Annotated in this window: 21 protein-coding genes and 1 pseudogene; 15 read left to right on the plus strand and 7 right to left on the minus strand. The window is 63.1% G+C overall.

From position 1 onward, the window contains the following. Window positions 1–5: 5 nt before the first annotated feature. From BSQ44_RS25630 to BSQ44_RS25660, 7 genes are all read left to right on the plus strand, one after another. On the plus strand, window positions 6–1,052 hold the full coding sequence (locus tag BSQ44_RS25630; protein WP_072608339.1) for a DUF7146 domain-containing protein: 1,047 nt from the start codon (window positions 6–8) through the stop codon (window positions 1,050–1,052). A gap of 248 nt (window positions 1,053–1,300) precedes the next feature. Beyond that, window positions 1,301–2,245 carry a DUF2493 domain-containing protein gene (locus tag BSQ44_RS25635; RefSeq protein ID WP_072608340.1) on the plus strand — a complete coding sequence of 315 codons (945 nt, stop codon included), beginning with the start codon at window positions 1,301–1,303 and terminating at the stop codon, window positions 2,243–2,245. A gap of 178 nt (window positions 2,246–2,423) precedes the next feature. Beyond that, window positions 2,424–2,684 (plus strand): type II toxin-antitoxin system prevent-host-death family antitoxin, encoded by a 261-nt coding sequence (locus tag BSQ44_RS25640; RefSeq protein ID WP_072608425.1) that lies wholly within the window; start codon window positions 2,424–2,426, stop codon window positions 2,682–2,684. Next, window positions 2,674–3,090 (plus strand): hypothetical protein, encoded by a 417-nt coding sequence (locus tag BSQ44_RS25645; RefSeq protein ID WP_072608341.1) that lies wholly within the window; start codon window positions 2,674–2,676, stop codon window positions 3,088–3,090. The genes BSQ44_RS25640 and BSQ44_RS25645 overlap by 11 nt, the downstream gene beginning before the upstream one ends. 227 nt (window positions 3,091–3,317) lie before the next feature. Further along, window positions 3,318–3,851 (plus strand): hypothetical protein, encoded by a 534-nt coding sequence (locus BSQ44_RS25650; RefSeq protein WP_072608342.1) that lies wholly within the window; start codon window positions 3,318–3,320, stop codon window positions 3,849–3,851. 734 nt (window positions 3,852–4,585) lie between these two features. After that, complete coding sequence (locus BSQ44_RS25655) at window positions 4,586–4,909, plus strand: DUF736 domain-containing protein (protein ID WP_072608343.1); 324 nt, start codon at window positions 4,586–4,588, stop codon at window positions 4,907–4,909. Between the two features lie 65 nt (window positions 4,910–4,974). After that, window positions 4,975–5,301, plus strand: coding sequence for a hypothetical protein (locus tag BSQ44_RS25660; protein WP_072608344.1), 327 nt, complete (start codon window positions 4,975–4,977; stop codon window positions 5,299–5,301). Window positions 5,302–5,369: 68 nt separating this feature from the next. Here the strand turns inward: BSQ44_RS25660 and BSQ44_RS25665 are convergent, their stop codons facing one another. Then, entirely contained in the window at window positions 5,370–5,621 is a 252-nt protein-coding gene (locus tag BSQ44_RS25665) for a WGR domain-containing protein (RefSeq protein ID WP_072608426.1), read from the minus strand. 547 nt (window positions 5,622–6,168) lie between these two features. On the opposite strand from BSQ44_RS25665, the gene BSQ44_RS25670 reads away from it, so the two are divergent. Continuing rightward, on the plus strand, window positions 6,169–6,708 hold the full coding sequence (locus tag BSQ44_RS25670) for a hypothetical protein (protein WP_157894703.1): 540 nt from the start codon (window positions 6,169–6,171) through the stop codon (window positions 6,706–6,708). Continuing rightward, the gene (locus BSQ44_RS27110; protein ID WP_157894704.1) at window positions 6,695–7,588 is read left to right on the plus strand and encodes a hypothetical protein; all 894 of its coding nucleotides are present in this window, start codon (window positions 6,695–6,697) and stop codon (window positions 7,586–7,588) included. The genes BSQ44_RS25670 and BSQ44_RS27110 overlap by 14 nt, the downstream gene beginning before the upstream one ends. Before the next feature lie 47 nt (window positions 7,589–7,635). Here BSQ44_RS27110 and BSQ44_RS25680 read toward each other — a convergent pair whose 3' ends face one another. The 3 genes from BSQ44_RS25680 to BSQ44_RS25690 all read right to left on the minus strand — a co-directional run bounded on the left by BSQ44_RS25680 (window position 7,636) and on the right by BSQ44_RS25690 (window position 9,348). Continuing rightward, window positions 7,636–8,139 carry a helix-turn-helix domain-containing protein gene (locus BSQ44_RS25680; RefSeq protein WP_072608347.1) on the minus strand — a complete coding sequence of 168 codons (504 nt, stop codon included), beginning with the start codon at window positions 8,137–8,139 and terminating at the stop codon, window positions 7,636–7,638. A 154-nt stretch (window positions 8,140–8,293) separates the two neighbouring features. Next, entirely contained in the window at window positions 8,294–8,650 is a 357-nt protein-coding gene (locus BSQ44_RS25685; RefSeq protein WP_072608348.1) for a hypothetical protein, read from the minus strand. Beyond that, a complete protein-coding gene (locus BSQ44_RS25690; protein ID WP_072608349.1) occupies window positions 8,647–9,348 on the minus strand; it encodes a ParA family protein in 702 nt (233 codons plus the stop codon). Before BSQ44_RS25690 ends, BSQ44_RS25685 begins: the two co-directional genes overlap by 4 nt. 286 nt (window positions 9,349–9,634) lie before the next feature. On the opposite strand from BSQ44_RS25690, the pseudogene BSQ44_RS27970 reads away from it, so the two are divergent. The 5 genes and pseudogenes from BSQ44_RS27970 to BSQ44_RS25710 form a co-directional block, all read left to right on the plus strand. Continuing rightward, window positions 9,635–9,715: pseudogene (locus tag BSQ44_RS27970) on the plus strand (hypothetical protein); the annotation flags it as partial. A gap of 95 nt (window positions 9,716–9,810) precedes the next feature. Beyond that, entirely contained in the window at window positions 9,811–10,017 is a 207-nt protein-coding gene (gene mobC, locus BSQ44_RS27655) for a plasmid mobilization relaxosome protein MobC (protein ID WP_235633474.1), read from the plus strand. After that, a complete protein-coding gene (locus BSQ44_RS25700) occupies window positions 10,017–12,503 on the plus strand; it encodes a relaxase/mobilization nuclease domain-containing protein (protein WP_072608350.1) in 2,487 nt (828 codons plus the stop codon). The genes mobC and BSQ44_RS25700 overlap by 1 nt, the downstream gene beginning before the upstream one ends. Window positions 12,504–12,512: 9 nt before the next feature. Continuing rightward, a complete protein-coding gene (locus tag BSQ44_RS25705) occupies window positions 12,513–12,734 on the plus strand; it encodes a hypothetical protein (protein WP_072608351.1) in 222 nt (73 codons plus the stop codon). A gap of 17 nt (window positions 12,735–12,751) precedes the next feature. After that, window positions 12,752–13,003 carry a hypothetical protein gene (locus tag BSQ44_RS25710; RefSeq protein WP_072608352.1) on the plus strand — a complete coding sequence of 84 codons (252 nt, stop codon included), beginning with the start codon at window positions 12,752–12,754 and terminating at the stop codon, window positions 13,001–13,003. Between the two features lie 40 nt (window positions 13,004–13,043). Here BSQ44_RS25710 and BSQ44_RS26445 read toward each other — a convergent pair whose 3' ends face one another. Together BSQ44_RS26445 and BSQ44_RS27660 are read right to left on the minus strand one after the other, a co-directional pair. Beyond that, the gene (locus BSQ44_RS26445; RefSeq protein WP_235633475.1) at window positions 13,044–13,601 is read right to left on the minus strand and encodes a helix-turn-helix domain-containing protein; all 558 of its coding nucleotides are present in this window, start codon (window positions 13,599–13,601) and stop codon (window positions 13,044–13,046) included. Between the two features lie 139 nt (window positions 13,602–13,740). Beyond that, complete coding sequence (locus tag BSQ44_RS27660) at window positions 13,741–14,247, minus strand: hypothetical protein (RefSeq protein ID WP_235633476.1); 507 nt, start codon at window positions 14,245–14,247, stop codon at window positions 13,741–13,743. Here BSQ44_RS27660 and BSQ44_RS27665 point away from each other — a divergent pair. Beyond that, on the plus strand, window positions 14,230–14,400 hold the full coding sequence (locus BSQ44_RS27665) for a hypothetical protein (RefSeq protein WP_235633477.1): 171 nt from the start codon (window positions 14,230–14,232) through the stop codon (window positions 14,398–14,400). The genes BSQ44_RS27660 and BSQ44_RS27665 overlap by 18 nt on opposite strands. Window positions 14,401–14,490: 90 nt before the next feature. On the opposite strand, the gene BSQ44_RS25735 is transcribed toward BSQ44_RS27665, so the two are convergent. Next, entirely contained in the window at window positions 14,491–14,703 is a 213-nt protein-coding gene (locus BSQ44_RS25735) for a hypothetical protein (RefSeq protein ID WP_072608354.1), read from the minus strand. Window positions 14,704–14,761 lie beyond the last annotated feature (58 nt).

The following is a 14,761-nucleotide window of genomic DNA, read 5'->3' on the forward strand; positions in this document are numbered from 1 at the left end:
CACTCATGTCGTCCGCCTCGGACCTGGCGCGCCGACTCGGCCAATATGCCGAGGCGGTATGCCGTGCATACCTCTCCAATGGACGTCGCTCGGGCAATCACTGGATTGTCGGCGACGTCCGCAATGCAAGCGGGCGGTCTATGCATGTCCGCCTGAAGGACAGCCCGAAGGGCCCGGCCGGAAAGTGGGTCGATGAGGCCACCGGTGAATATGGTGACCTGCTTGACGTGATCGAGCTCAGTTGCGGCCTCGTCGAATTCCGCGACGTCGCCGACGAGGCCCGCCGGTTCCTGAACGAACCGCATCCGGAACCTGCTGCTCCTTCCCCTGGCGCGCAGCGCCATCCGGCCGCGCAACGCGGCTCTGCCGACGCCGCGCGCCGGCTGTTCGCCATGTCGAAGCCGCTGGCCGGCACGCTTGCCGAACGCTATCTCGCTGCGCGCGGCATTCTCTTGCCCACGCGCGAGCGCGCCCTGCGTTTCCATCCGGACTGCTTCTATCGCGATCTCGTGACAGGCCAGATGTCCGCCTTCCCGGCGTTGATCGCAGCCGTGACCGATCTCGACGGGCGCGTCACAGGCATCCAGCGCACATGGCTCGACCGAGCGGGCGCAGGGAAGGCGCATCTCGAGGATCCCCGCCGCTCTCTCGGTCACCTGCTGGGCAACGGCATCTGGCTCGGCCTTCGACCCGGTGCGCCCATCCCGGTCATGGCCGCCGGCGAGGGTTTCGAGACGATGGCCTCGCTGCGCACCGTGATGCCGGCGCTGCCGGTGGCCGCCGCCACTTCGGCCAGCCACCTCTCCAGCCTGAGCTTTCCGGCCGGCTGCCGTCGCCTCTACATTGCGGCCGATGCGGATGCCGCCGGCCGACACGGCATCCGGCGTCTCAGCCAGCGCGCAGGTGAGGCCGGGATCCTGAGCATGGTGCTGCGCCCGCAGCTCGGGGATTTCAACGACGATCTGCGCCAACTCGGGCCGAACCAGCTCGCGGCGTGGCTCGCCGATCAGCTCGTTCCGGAGGATGCCCGCTGCTTCCTGCCGTCCGGATGACCGGTTCGGGCCGGTAGGCGGGCAGGGCCGCGGCGTCACGGCAAGGCGCGCAGGCACGGCAGGGTTCCATCGGAGAGGCCGCGCCCGCGGCCTGCCTGAGAGGCGATCCCTGCCACCCCCGGGCCACGGCCGCAACGGCTGCGCCGTCCTCCGCTGCGCTCCGGCCTGCGGTGCGGCCGCGCCCCGGGCGCGGCCGGGATGCGCTGTCAGGCCGCGATGGGCGCGGCCACAACCAACGGAGACACGCCATGACCTACGAGCTTCCCTTCGATGACGCCTACGAGCCCTACCACGCTTCCTCGCCGACCGACCGCGTCATCCTCGAACTCCAGATGTACGGCCATCGTCCACATCAGGACGAGCCCGATCCCAGACCCTTGCCCGACGACGAGGTGATCCGCACCGGATTGGCCGGGATCGTCGAAACCTTCGCTGGCATGCTGGGCGACACCAGGCTCGAACCCGACCTCGACGACCTGCTCTGGTCCTTCGCCAACGTCTTCCACCGCGCGGCCGAACGCGTCACCCGCAGCCTCGACCGTAACGAGGAGGCACAACGGTCCAGCCAGCGCGAACAGGACGGCTCGGAGGTGAAGTCGGTGGAACTGGAACGGCTGACGGCCGAAGGCATCACCTACATCGAGCGCCGCAACGTCCTCGAAATCATGCGCGACGAAGCCGCCGACCTCTACGAGGCGCAGACCGGCTCGGCCTGGCGACCCCGCTCCGGCTCCAAAGTGAACCACCGCAATCTCACCTCCGCGGTGATCGACAGCCGCGACTTCCTCGCCGCCCGCAGACGGGCCGAAACCGAGATCCTGCTTCCCAACGGCCCGAAAATCGCGCTCACGGGCGGGCTCGACTTCAACGACCACAATCTGATCTGGGACAAGCTCGACCAGATCCACGCCAAGTACGAGGACATGGTTCTCTTGCATGGCGGCGCGAAGACCGGCGCGGATCTGATCGCCGACAAATGGGCGAGCACCCGCAACGTCACCGTCGTGCCGTTCCCGCCCAACTTCGTCAAATATCCCCGCAAGCAAGCGCCGTTCAAGCGCAACGACGATCTGCTCGAAGTGATGCCGATCGGCGTCGTCGTCTTCCCCGGCGGCGGCATCCAGGCGAACCTCCGCGACAAGGCGCGCCGGCTCGGCATCCCGGTCTGGGAGTTCTCGGGAGACGGCGCGTGAGCGCCGTCTTCCCCGGATCCGTTCCGGAGCGCTATGCCATCATCATTTCGACGAACCCGACCCCCGCGCGGCGTCGGGTTCGTCCCACGTCGACAATTCGCTCGCGTCATCCGCAGATAGCGTTTCTTGCAAATATAGGAAATCTGGATATTATGGAAATCACCACGGAGACATGGCCATGCGGCAATTCACGACAGGCGATCTCAACAAGCAGGTTGGCGACGTCACCGATGCCGCCAGCCGCGAACCGGTTGTGCTCACAAAGCACCGCAAGCCGCGTTTTGTGCTGATGAGCTACGAACATTACGAGCGGATGCGCACCGGCCGCGATCCGCGTCGCGCCTATCATGTCGCGGATATGCCGGAGGAGCACCAGAAGCTCTTCGCTGCCGAATTCGAGCGGCTGGCGCGCGGCGAGGGCTATGACGATGAGCCGTGAATTTTTGCCCGGCCAGGTCATCGCCTATCCCTATCTCTGGGCATGGCAGCACGAGCGCGGCGAGACCGAAGGCCGCAAGGTTCGTCCGACCTGTGTCGTTGTCGCCATGCGCAGCGACGACCGCCTCACCCATCTGGCGTTGCTGGCGATAACCACACAACCGCCGCAAGCTGGTCGAACGGCGCTGGATGTCCCTGAGATCGAATGCAAGCGCGCTGGTCTCGGCGATCTCAAGCAGTGCTGGATCGTTGTCGACGAGTACAATTATGATATCGTCGAGCGCTCCTGGTACATTGAACCTGGCAGCGATGCCCTCGGACGCTTCAGCAGAGCCTTCGTCGCCAGGATCGCCAACGCCTTTATTGAGGCACGCCAGTCGGGGCAGCGCGTCAGCCGTCTGGATTGACGTCTTCCAGCTGGCCAACAACGTCGCCGGGTCCCGGAGCATTGTGACATCAACAGCGACGCGAGCCGGCCTTCGGCCGCTCGGGCTCCGGGCGCGGCGTGCCGCCGCGCCCGTCTCGCCATGTCTCCCGCCAAAGGGGGCTGCTTTGTCTGCGGCGGTATCCGGCTCGCGTGAGAGAGAGGAGGGCTGGAGCCGGGGTGCTGTGTTCCAGAGAAAGGAGAGCGACCATGGCGATGATATTCCTGGGCGGTTCACGTGATATCTTCGAATTGCCAGCCCCCGTGATCGAGAGGATTGGCGCGATCGTTGCCGCCGAGCACGGCGTGCTGATCGGCGATGCGCCGGGAGCCGACGCCGAGATGCAGGGCCTGCTTGCGGGCTATAAATACGAGCATGTCGGTGTCTTCCACGCTCGGGCCGAACCGCGCAACAATCTCGGCGACTGGGCTGCTTACCACATTCCGCCGCCGGCGGGCGCGCAAGGCTTCGCTGTTCATGCGGAGAAGGATCGCGAGATGGCCCGGCGCGCCGATTTCGGACTGATGATCTGGAACGGGGAATCGCCGGGGACCGCCCTCAACATGCTGCGGCTGGCGCTGGCCGGCAATCCTTGCGTCATCTACGACACGATGCGCCGGACGGTGTGTACGCTGCACGACACCGCCGACTGGCGCGCGATGATCGAAGACGCAGGGCCGGACATCCGTCGGCAGATCGAGACCCGGATGACGCCCGACGAGTGTCTCGACCTGACCGCGTGAGCCGCGACGCGCATCCGCTGGGTCCGCTGGGCTTGAACCGCCGATGCCGATGTTTCAGCAGTGCGACGCGCCGACCCCTTGCAGACGGGCCTCGCGCACTGCGCGCCCGGTCGTTCGAGAGGATGACGCATCCCGTTCCCCGCTCCGCGAACCGCCTCGAAATTTCCCAAGGCGAAGCCACCCATGGCAGCCCGGCTCTCGGCGCCGGCAGGTTCTGCGCCGGAGCGCCACGACGGGGAGGCCCGGCCGGCGGAGATCCGGGAAGCCTGCGGTCTCGGCGATGCCCGGCAATCGTGGGCGTTCGCGCGGGGGGGGGGGTCCCGGGGCATCGGCGGTGAAAAGGCGCTGGCGGACGCGGGCGAGCCAGTCACTCCATCGATACGGGCTCGGCGGTCCGGCGGTGCATGCGTGGGGGCCTGATGTGCGTCGCCATCGGCCACATCCGGCCCATTCCCTGGTCATGTCGTCTTTGTAGAGGACCGCCTGCTTACTGCGGGCAACCCCTGAAGGGGTAAGACTCGACCGAAAATTCGGCAAAATTCGATTTCGGTTGTTTGATGCGGACCCAGGCACTTTCTGAAGACCGCGCCGCAAGCGGCTCGGAGAAAGTGCGGGTCCGCTTTGCTGCGGAAAATAGAATTTTGCCGAATTTTCGGTCGAGCTGCCCGCAGCAGGACGGCCCTCTCCTTCGACGCCATCGGGAATGGTCCCGATGCAACCGAAGGAGAAGTACAATGGCCACCACGATCGCACAGCTCACCGAGAAGCCCGACGGCTCGATGGAAGGCGTCTTCGCCACGATCCGGGTCAACGCCCCGATCACCGTCGTCCCCAACACGAACAAGTCGCACGAGGACGCCCCGGACTACCGGGTCATCAACAAGCGCACGGGCTTCGAGATCGGCGCCGGCTGGGTCTCCACATCACAGCGGTCCGGCAAGGACAAGACCTCGTTCAAGCTGGAAGCTCCCGAGTTCGGCGTCATCTTCGGCAACCTCGCTCCCGCACCCGGCGGCGAGGAAAACAAGAAGGTCATCCTCTGGAACAACCCGGAGTGAGCCGCGACGGGCCGGCCCCGCAAGGGGCCGGCCCTCTCTGTGTTCAACACGATCAGGAGGCTTCCATGAGCCGCTACGCCATCACCGTCACCAGCCAAGGGCGCTCCGACACGCAAGCCATCATCGGCTACGATCCGCCGCTGCGCACCTTCTTCCTGCAAGCCTTCCCGGACGAAGCCGGTGAGGATCTCGCTCTTTGGCTGGGCACGAGCGACCGCCAATACGAAACGATCGATGCCCTGCACATGGCGGCGCTCTCCAGAGGCTACAGCTTCATGCCGCTGCCCGCCGATGTCGCCACGCAGCTGAATGCAGACCGCGCCGATGAAGCAGAACGCCCGCCGCATGACGGCCCGCTCGCCGCCTTCCTGCGGTATCTGCAATCGAAGTAGCCGTCACGAAAAGCCCGCGCCGGACGATCTCCGGCGCGGGCTTTTTTGTGCTTGCCTGACCGCCACCTTCAACCATCAGCCGATACGTCGCGGTATCCGCGTCGCCGCTTGACGCGTGATAGCGCCTGGCGTGCCGCGGCGGCTTCCCGCGCGGTCTCATAGAGGTCGATGCGCATGCGGCCGGCCCTGCCGATCCGTCCCCATTCACGCACGAGGCAGATGTCGCCGAACAGGCTAGGCATAGACGACATGCGATAGAACCGCGCCATGTTGCGCGCAGGATCGATGCGGTGAAAATGGATCGCGTCTTCAGTCTGCATGATCGGATCGTCGCGTCTGAGACTGATGCCGTCCAACGAGTTCTATGAATCGATCCGTCTCCATCGATTCACGATGCTGATGCATCCGCTGCAAGAGCGGGATATGGGCGAGCCGGCCTGCGGCCGACCGCGCTCTATTCGCGGCCTGCAGCCGCTCACGGAGCCTGCCGAAGCAGTCTCCGCCTTCGGTGACGATCGCCTCTCGCTTGCTTCAGGGACCGGTTCGACCGGCCCCCTGAAGCAGACGAGGGGCATTCCCTCGCGCACCCGGCCGGCTGGTCGCCGGATATGGACGCGCCCCCTCACGGGGGCGCGGGTCTATCTCTCTGACGGCCCAGTCTACTGGCCGCTCCCATCGCCTCAAGGACTGCGCGGCGCCTCCAATTTTCTGCCGCCGCCCTGAAGAAGGGCGGCGGCAGAAAATCGGTTCCTCCGCTTGCCGCCTCCGGCGGTCGCTGCGCGATCCTTGACCCGACGCTCGACTTGCCCGTCGCCGTGGCTCCGTCATCAAGATGAAGGAGACCATGACATGGCACACAACACTCTCATGCTTATCGCGCAGCTGTCAGGTTTGCGCATCAACGTTCTCGCCAACCGCCTCGGCTGCGACAGCGGAGTGGCGCTCACCGTACACGACACCCTCGCGGCGAAGCTTGCGAAAATGATCGCAGCGCAGCGCAGGATCCTCGCCGCCGACCGGGCGCGTGTCGCTGCGCGCGGTACGCAGGACGAAGAGGACGCTTTCTTCGATCTGCACCACTACCAGACGGCGTTCTATGAGACGTGGCTGATCGAACCGATCGCGCTCCTCGACGACTATCTAGTGGACGACCTCACCAACGAGTACTTTCATTTCTACATCGGTGAATGGCGCCACCGGGACGGTGAGGTGCCGATCGCGGTGCCGGTTCCGGCCGAACGACTCTGCGGTCTCGATACAATCATCACCGAGATCGAAGATGTCACCGGAGCCCGGTTCAGCGTCGAGAACGTCTACTACAGCGAAGCGGAAGCCGAGGCGGCGTGGTGGCAAAGCGTCGGCATGGATCCGGAAACGGTCTTCGGCGACGAGGTTGGCCGCCTTTGACGGCCCGGAGATCGGGGGCGGTGAAAGCCGCCTCGATCTTTTCATGTCTCAGCCACGCCGCGCCGAGGTTGACGTCGCCGCCCGGCGCGACAGCCCGCTCTTCCCACTTGTGCGCCACCGACCGGATCGACCGGCCGCTGGCGCAGACGAGGGTTTTCCCTCGCGCTCCCCGCCGGCTGGTCGCCGGATATCGACGCGCCCTTCGGGCGCGGGGTCTTCCTCTGACGTCCCATTGTGCGCCAGCCCATCCGGCGTCAAGGACTGCACGGCCCCTCCAATTTTCAGCCGACGCCCGAAGTGGGCATCGCCAGAAAATCGGGTCCTCCGCTTGCCGCCGCAGGCGGTCGCTTCGCGATCCCTGACCCCTCTGGTCAACAGCGTGAACGCCTTTCCGTCAGACGAAAAGGAGTTCATCATGACACGCATCTTCAATCCCTACATCGCCCTCGACACCATCGATGCCATCCGCAGCAAGGTTCTGATCGGCCGTGACGAATGCCGAACGCAGTTCGCCCGGACCCTTCACGCCAACCTCGCCGGGATGCTGGACGCGATGCGCGCCGATGTCGAGAAGGAGGTTCCCTATTGGATCGAGCAGAACGCAAAGCGCCATAGATCCGAAAGGGACCGGTCGTTGTTCGAGCTTTACTTCATGCGCCCATGTTTCGAACAGCACTGGATCGACGAGGGGCCACATTCGGTGCTCGATGAAATCAGCGTCACAGTTTATGCAGTCGAACCCGGCATTGCGTGCGGCGTGACACTCAGCCACACCGACGTTCCGGCCTCTGAGCTCGAGGGTCTCGACGCGTTCTTCGCCGACATCAAGCTCAAACTCGGCGTCACCATCAAGGCGGCGAAGCTCACCCACCGCCGCTGATGGCAAAGGGAGGCAGGTCGCCTGCCTCCCTTTTTTCTTCCAGAAGCTTAAGGCTCTCGTCGCCTCTTCGGGGCTTTCGACGCGCCGTCATCCACAGTGTCGGGCGACAATTCCTCGACAAGCATGAGAAGGTTCTGTGCAGTGGCGGCCGGAAGGTCGAGGATACGCTGCACGAGCTTGCTTTTGACCTCCGCCTCCTCCGGACTGTCGCCAAAGAATTGCGGCGCTGCCGCATAGATCGCATCGAAGGGCGAGAATCCCAGCAACTCGGCCAGATGCAGAAGCCGGGTGACCCTGAGCTTGGCGCCCGCCCGCTCATGGCGCGCATAAATCTCCTGATGAATGCCGATCATCATGCCGACCTGCTCACGGTTCAGGTTCAGCGCATCGCGCCGCTCGCGCAGAAAGCGGCTCAACCCCCTCTCCATGTCCAACAAGCTGCGAATGCCCTGAAATGACGGCTTGCGCCAGATCGGCTTTTCGACCTCGGAATCCTCGGTTTCGACAAGGCCATGGTTGTCGATGAAGGTCTGGATGTCCTTGATGGCCATCTGAGTGCAGCGCGCCTGCCGGTCCCTGTTGCGATCAAACTGACGTTGGAAATGCCGCCAACCCCCGTCGAGCGGCTGAAATCCAAACCAAATCGGTGACGCTCCTAGCAGGGATTCGGACTCAAATTCAACTCACCGGACTGCTTTCCCTTCCTCAATAGCCATTCGCGTCGAGAAACTCCCGAATGGCCTTTTCCATGATCACCTGCATCGAGGTCTCGGAATTGAACGAAGCCAGCTTCAGACGCCGCTTCGTCTCCCTGTCGAGATTGACATTAACGAAATGGGCGGCTCCCTTCATCCGCGCCCGCTTCATCCGACGCAGCGCCTTGCCCGCCTCGCTAGCGGTCTCCGCGCTACCCTGATCATCGACGACCGTCGCATCCGGGACGGTCTCCTCCCCGCCGCGCCCCACGCTTTGCGGACGCACGAGATTGAGTCCCGCCGCGACGCGCTGCCTGCGCGGCGCTGTCGCGAATTCGTCCAGCGACAATTTCTCTCCGCCGCTCATGCCGCATGCCCCGCGACCGCCGTGCCCGCCAACAAGGCGTCAACCTCCTCGACCAGCGCCTGCGTTTCACGCCGCGCCTTTGCGATTGCTTCCGTCACCTCCTGCATCTGAAGCGTGCCGATGCCATTGTGGATGTCCTTGTAGACATTGCGCTCGAAGACTTCGGTCCGGAACAGATAGGTGCCGACCTTGTCCTCTATGATCGGCCGGACCTTGCGATAGAGTTCCGTGTGGCGCACCGTCACCGTGATCCGGGTCCGCAGCACGCCGTGCCTGCATTTGCGACCGCGGGTCTCATTCACACGCAGCATGCTCTCGAAACTGTCGATCGCTCCCATCACCTCACGTTTGGAAGCCTGGATCGGCGAGATCACCAGATCGGCCGCCAGAATCACAGGGTCGACGAGCGACGTGTCCTCGCCGGGCGTATCAATCAGGACGTGATCGAACGTCGCCGCATTCCCCTCCATCCAGCGCTCGAACCCCCGAGCAGTCTTATGGCTGTACACCTCGATGCCCTCAGGCTGGGCATCCTTTTCCTGACAATCCGTCCACCACTTCATCAGATTGTTGCGGGCGTCCATGTCGATCATGGCGACGCTTCCACCGCGCAGGGCATACTCGCCCGCGATGTTCATCAGCGCGGTGGTCTTGCCAGCGCCCCCCTTGCCGTTGATGGCGGCGATCACGACGGTCATCGGCTCATCTCCCATGAAAATGTGTTTCTACTGACACACGAAGCCATTTCCGTGTGGACGTGGATTCACACCGTTATAGAAACACACGAACATGGAAAAAAACAATCATATAGATATTGAAAAGTGGAAAAACGGCGAAAAGAGCGGATTAATCGCTATCATAAGTGTTGGCAGGATACGGAAAAATGTGATACATTTTTCCTGACGATCGAGGGACAGGCCCTCGATCCGCGGCCTGCGGCCGCAACCACCACGATTACAGGTGTGGCTGGCGATGGTTCGCAGCATGTTCCAAGCGTCGAAACGGAAGGAGAAGGTGGCACATATCCGCTTCTCGCCTGCCGAGTACGATGCGGTGGAGGCGGCCGCGAGCGCAGCCGGGATGACCGTCTCCGCATTTGTCCGATCCCTGTCGATGGAGGGCGCCGGCGTGCGGCCATTCCTCGGGAAGGGGATCGCCTGGTGCTCGGCCTGCTCGCCGACGGCATGCGTGCGATCGGCGGCAACCTCAACCAGATTGCCAGGGCCATCAACACCGGCACGGTGCCTACCGAGGGCGACCTCACAGGCAGTATCAAGGACGCGCACAGCGTTGCGACCACGCTCGCATCCGAACTGGCTCATATGACACGGCGCTCTGCGGCTGCCCGACGCGGGGAGGGCGCCTGATGGAATTCTTTCCCGGCGCCTTCGAACGGGAGTGGGAGCGGCGGCGCGCCCTGCTGCTGCATGAACTGCAGCTCGGTCAGTCGGAAAAGAGCGACTGGGACGAGCCGCGAAGGGGAGGGGTCGCGCGGGTTGGCGATGAGGGGCTGGGCGGCTTTGACCGGGCGCGGCGGCGGCAGGGCGGAAGCGGAGCACGAGGGTCGCGTGGTGCCGCGGGAGCGGCCGGCCGCTCGATGCGGACGCGCTTTGGTGCGCTGGCGCGCGGCAGTCAGCCTGCCGTGGTCAAGCTGGCATCCTATGGTGGCGGCGCACGAGCCGGCGCGATGATGAGCTATGCGTCTCGAGGCGGGAAAGTCGCGGTCGAGAATGAGCGCGGCGAGCGCGTGCTCGGCAAGGATGCACTCGCCGAACAGCGGGCAGAGTGGGAGCATCTCTTCGACAATCGCACCGCCAGCCGCGATCTCGGCGTCTTCCATGTCTCGATCGATACTGCATCACTGCGCGATGACGTCGACCAGGATGGCCAATTGCGCGAGATCCTGCGCTCGGGGTTTGGTGATCGCCGTTTCGTCTACACCGCGCGGCAGCGATCTCCGGGGGATCTCCATGTCTCCGGCGTCTTGGTACTGCGCGATGGAGAGGGCGAGCGCCTGACCGGCGACCGCAAGGCCGTCGAGATCGTTCAACAGCGGTTTGATGACTCCGACGCCGGCCGGGATGTCGAAGCCCGGTTCCGATTCCATGGCTACGGCAATGGAGTTGAGTGGGGCACGGCGCGCGTTCGCGAGGTAGTTGCTGGAGCGGAGGGAGAGGTCCGGGACGACTCTGGCAAGCTGATCGGCGACGCCGAGCAGGCCGGCGATCTCGTCCAGAAGGAATGGCGCGAGGAACTGCACAGCCGCAAGGGCAGGGACCTCATGCACCTGATCGTCTCGGCGCGGGCCGGCACGGATGCGACCGCGTTTGAGGGAGCGGTCCGCGAGTTCCTAGGTGAGCAGTTCGCGGGGCATCGCTATGTATTCGCCGTTCACGATCCTGCGCTCGATCCGAAGGAGATGGCGGAGGGCGGCAAGCGGCCACACATTCATGCCCATGCGATCGTCACCATGCGTTCCGAGACCGGGGACCGGATCGTCACCAGTCCGCAGATGTTCCGGGAATGGCGCGCTGCTATGGCCGAGAAAGCGCGCGAGCAGGGCATCGACATGGAGCTGACCGATCGTCGCGAGTTTGCCAGCGCACCGGCGTATACGCGCAACCAAGTCCTGCCGGTCAGCTATCGCGGCCGCACCGAACACGAAGGCACCAGCTCAGCCGCGCACAGCCGCTATCGGGCCAAGCGCTCGAACGACATTCAACTCGCGTCCACCGACCGCAGCCGGCAGTACGCGGCAACAGCGGCCGAGGCCTGGAGTGATCTTGCCAATGAGGCGGGTGGTTCGGGAGAGGGCGTCTTCGCAACACGTCAGAGCCATCGTCTGGAACGAGCGACTGAGAACACTCAAAATGAGCGTCTTTTCGTAGATGTTGCGCAGGAATCCGTAAAAAACATAACTAATATGATAGAGTTGACCGAGTTCGTGAACGGTGAGGATGGACAGATGCGAGAGATGACGCGTCCGGAGTTCGAGGCCTACGAAAATCGTGTGGAGGCGGTCCTTTCGTCAGTGGAGCAGACGCTCGATGATATGGATCGTGCCAACTTCGACGAGATCGCTGCCGCAGCGCGCGAAGTGGTCGACATCCGCCGGGAATACCTCGAGGTCACTGAGCGCCAGGTTGACCGCGAGGGTGGGCAGGAGCTGCGCGGCTCGCGCGACGATCGGTCTGAAGATCCCAATGCCCAGTGGGATGCGGCCGTGGCGCGGTTCGGACTGGAGGCGGTGGAAACAGCGAACGAGGTTCTTGTTCAGGTCAGTCACTATCGCGAGGGGCTTGATCGGATCGAAGCAGGTGAACTGCCGCAATCCTACATGGCGAGCTATCGGGCAGGCCTCGACCGGGAAATCAACCGGGCCGCAGAATTGGCTGTCGATGGCGACAACCAGTATATGCGCGAAACCGCGAAATCGGATCAGGACCTGCAGCGTGTGATCGATCAGATCGAGCTGGCCGCGGCCGATCGTGCGCGAAGCGACAGGGATGAAGACAAGGATCAGAGGGTCGTTTCAATCGACGCCGGCACTAGCCGCCGGACCGACGGCGCGCTTGGCGGGTTCCAAGGTGCCGAAGCCGAGCAGCTTCGGGACCCGGGTCGGGAGGACCGTTCGACGCCGGAGCACGATGACCAGATCATCGAGCAGCAGCCGACGGTGCCGTCCGAGCAACGAACAAGGCATCCCGATGATCGAGCTGTCGAAAAGAAGACCGCCCTCGACGCGGAGCTTGCCAGATCGGATCCGCCGCAGCAGCATGTACCCCGTCTTCGTCAGATCGAGCTGGAACTCGAGGAGCGACAGGACCGCGATCGCGACGATCGCGAGAGATAGGAATTGGTCATGAAGAACGACAACTGGGCATACAAGTATGGTCCTCCTCCGGAGGATCTGTCTGAAAAAGACAGCGGCTGGCCAGGGACTTGGCTCTTGCTTGCCTTTCTAGTGATAGCTCCACTGATCTATTTTGGTCCCGAGCTTGGCAGCATCGAAGCGTGGATTGTCGATCTCTATCGTATGGCAGATCGTTGGATGGCTCCCATCAGAGAGTTCGTGTTCGGCTAGAAGCGCGACGACAACCAATGAAAATGACCCGCGAGCAGTTACACGATCTGGTCTGGTCGATGCCCATGACGGAGATTGCCCGGAAATCCGGCGTGCGCGACCAACACATCGCCAGGGCCTGTGACGGCGCGGAAGTTGCACGTCCTCGCGCCGGCTACTGGCAGAAGGTAGAGCACGGAAAAAGCGTAACCCGGATGGCTCTCGCCAATGATCGCTACGCGGCAAGCGACGTCATCACGATCGACGCATCGGGCTGGACAATCTCGTAGCCGTAGCCGGAAGACTTTGCGGATGCCTTGCGCCTGTTAGTCACTCCGGTGCCAATGCCCGAATGAGGGTTCGAAACGCTGCGCGGACCTTGCGATCCTCGATCTTTGCCAGCGCCTGCGCAATCACCATGTTGCTCCCGTGGATGAGCGGTTGCTCGGGCTGGTCGATCTGAGGGCCGACCCCCTCGAAGAAGAACGACATCGGTGCGTTCAGTGCGGCTGCTGCTCGCACTAACATGGTCACAGCCATGCGGTTCGTCCCGCGCTCATATTTCTGGATCTGCTGAAAGCTGACGCCGAGGAGTGCCCCTAGCTTCCGCTGGCTCAGCCCGAGCGATTGGCGTAGGGCGCACAGACGGCGCCCCACGATGACATCCACGGGATCACGACCGTCTTCGTTTTCTCGCGGACGGTCTGGGATCGGCGGTGGCGGATCGATGAAGAAGTCGGTTGGGGCAACGTCGAGGATCTCTGCCAACTTCTCCAGCATGTCGACGGTGGGAGAATGGACTTCACGCTCCAGATGGCCGACATAGGTTCGATACAGGCCGGCTTGCGCGGCCAATTCCTCCTGCGACATGCCTTTGCCGTAACGCATCCGTCGCAGGTTTTGCGCTACCACCGTTCTCAGCTTCATAGCCGAGACGGAACAGAATGCGCAGTAAACAGCGACGCAGTATAATGAGTGCTTTCGGGAAATCCACCGGCTTACCACCTTAAATTGGACGGCCTGAGCGTCAAAAATGGACGCGCTGAGCGCTGCAGCTTGAAAGAGTGACGCGAAGGCGCTCAGGTGGCGTTATCGCTTCTGAACGGCTATAAGACGACCAAAGGTTAAGAAGGCGGTCGAGGAAGTGCTTCGTGACCGTCTGGCTGACTATGGCTACACCGGAGTTAACGTTGCTCCCGGCCAAGATCGTGACGGCGATCCGGTTCTCCTGATCGATGTGCGCTACAAGGCCCTTGATAAGCCGATCGCTTCGAAAGCAACCTTTGGCCTTGTGACGGCGGTCCGGCAGCAGCTTGCACGGATCGGGGAGACACGATTCCCTCATATCCGCCATCACTTCGATGAGCAGCAGAAGATAGCAAGCTAACGTGACGGCGGAATTAATTGCCACTGCCAGGCGCCTTGCCAAAGCGAGCGCGAAACGTCCTCGACAGTCGGAGCGGCGACCAAGAATTTCCCGGACGGCATCCTCGTCTTCGCCGATACTTTCGAGACCATGCAGGAAGAACGGCACAATGCCGACTACGATCCCGAGTCGCGCTACACGCGTCCCGGTGTGCTGGTACTCATCGACAACTGCGAGCAGGCCATCGCCGCCTTGAAGGCTGAGCCGCGATCGGACCGCAAGGCATTTTCCGTTTGGGTACTTCTGCAGAAGAAGCGTTGAGCCAGGATCTTTGGGCGGCAACAATAGCCAGTCGCAGAAGATAGCTTATGGAACGAAGTGATTGATTCTAAACGCTAATATGCCGTTCGACTATTGCTCGTCAATGGCGAGATCGGCAAGTCGAATAAGTTCATTGCGGTCCGCGACACCGCGCTGGTAGGCGAGCACAAGCGCTCTTGCGATGGCATCGGCCACCTCACTCGATCGAGCTACACCGCGTCGTTCAAGGATGGTGTCGAAACAGCTTTGGAGATCATCGATCTCGGCCGGCTCAAACACCGTGATACCGGGAACGTTCCGCATGGCTCCTCCTCTCTGTCTAAGCGCTCATATGGGGATTGTTCTCGGCCGACCAAACTCA

It is taken from the genome of Aquibium oceanicum, assembly GCF_001889605.1.
In the GTDB taxonomy this organism is placed as follows: Bacteria; Pseudomonadota; Alphaproteobacteria; order Rhizobiales; family Rhizobiaceae; genus Aquibium; species Aquibium oceanicum.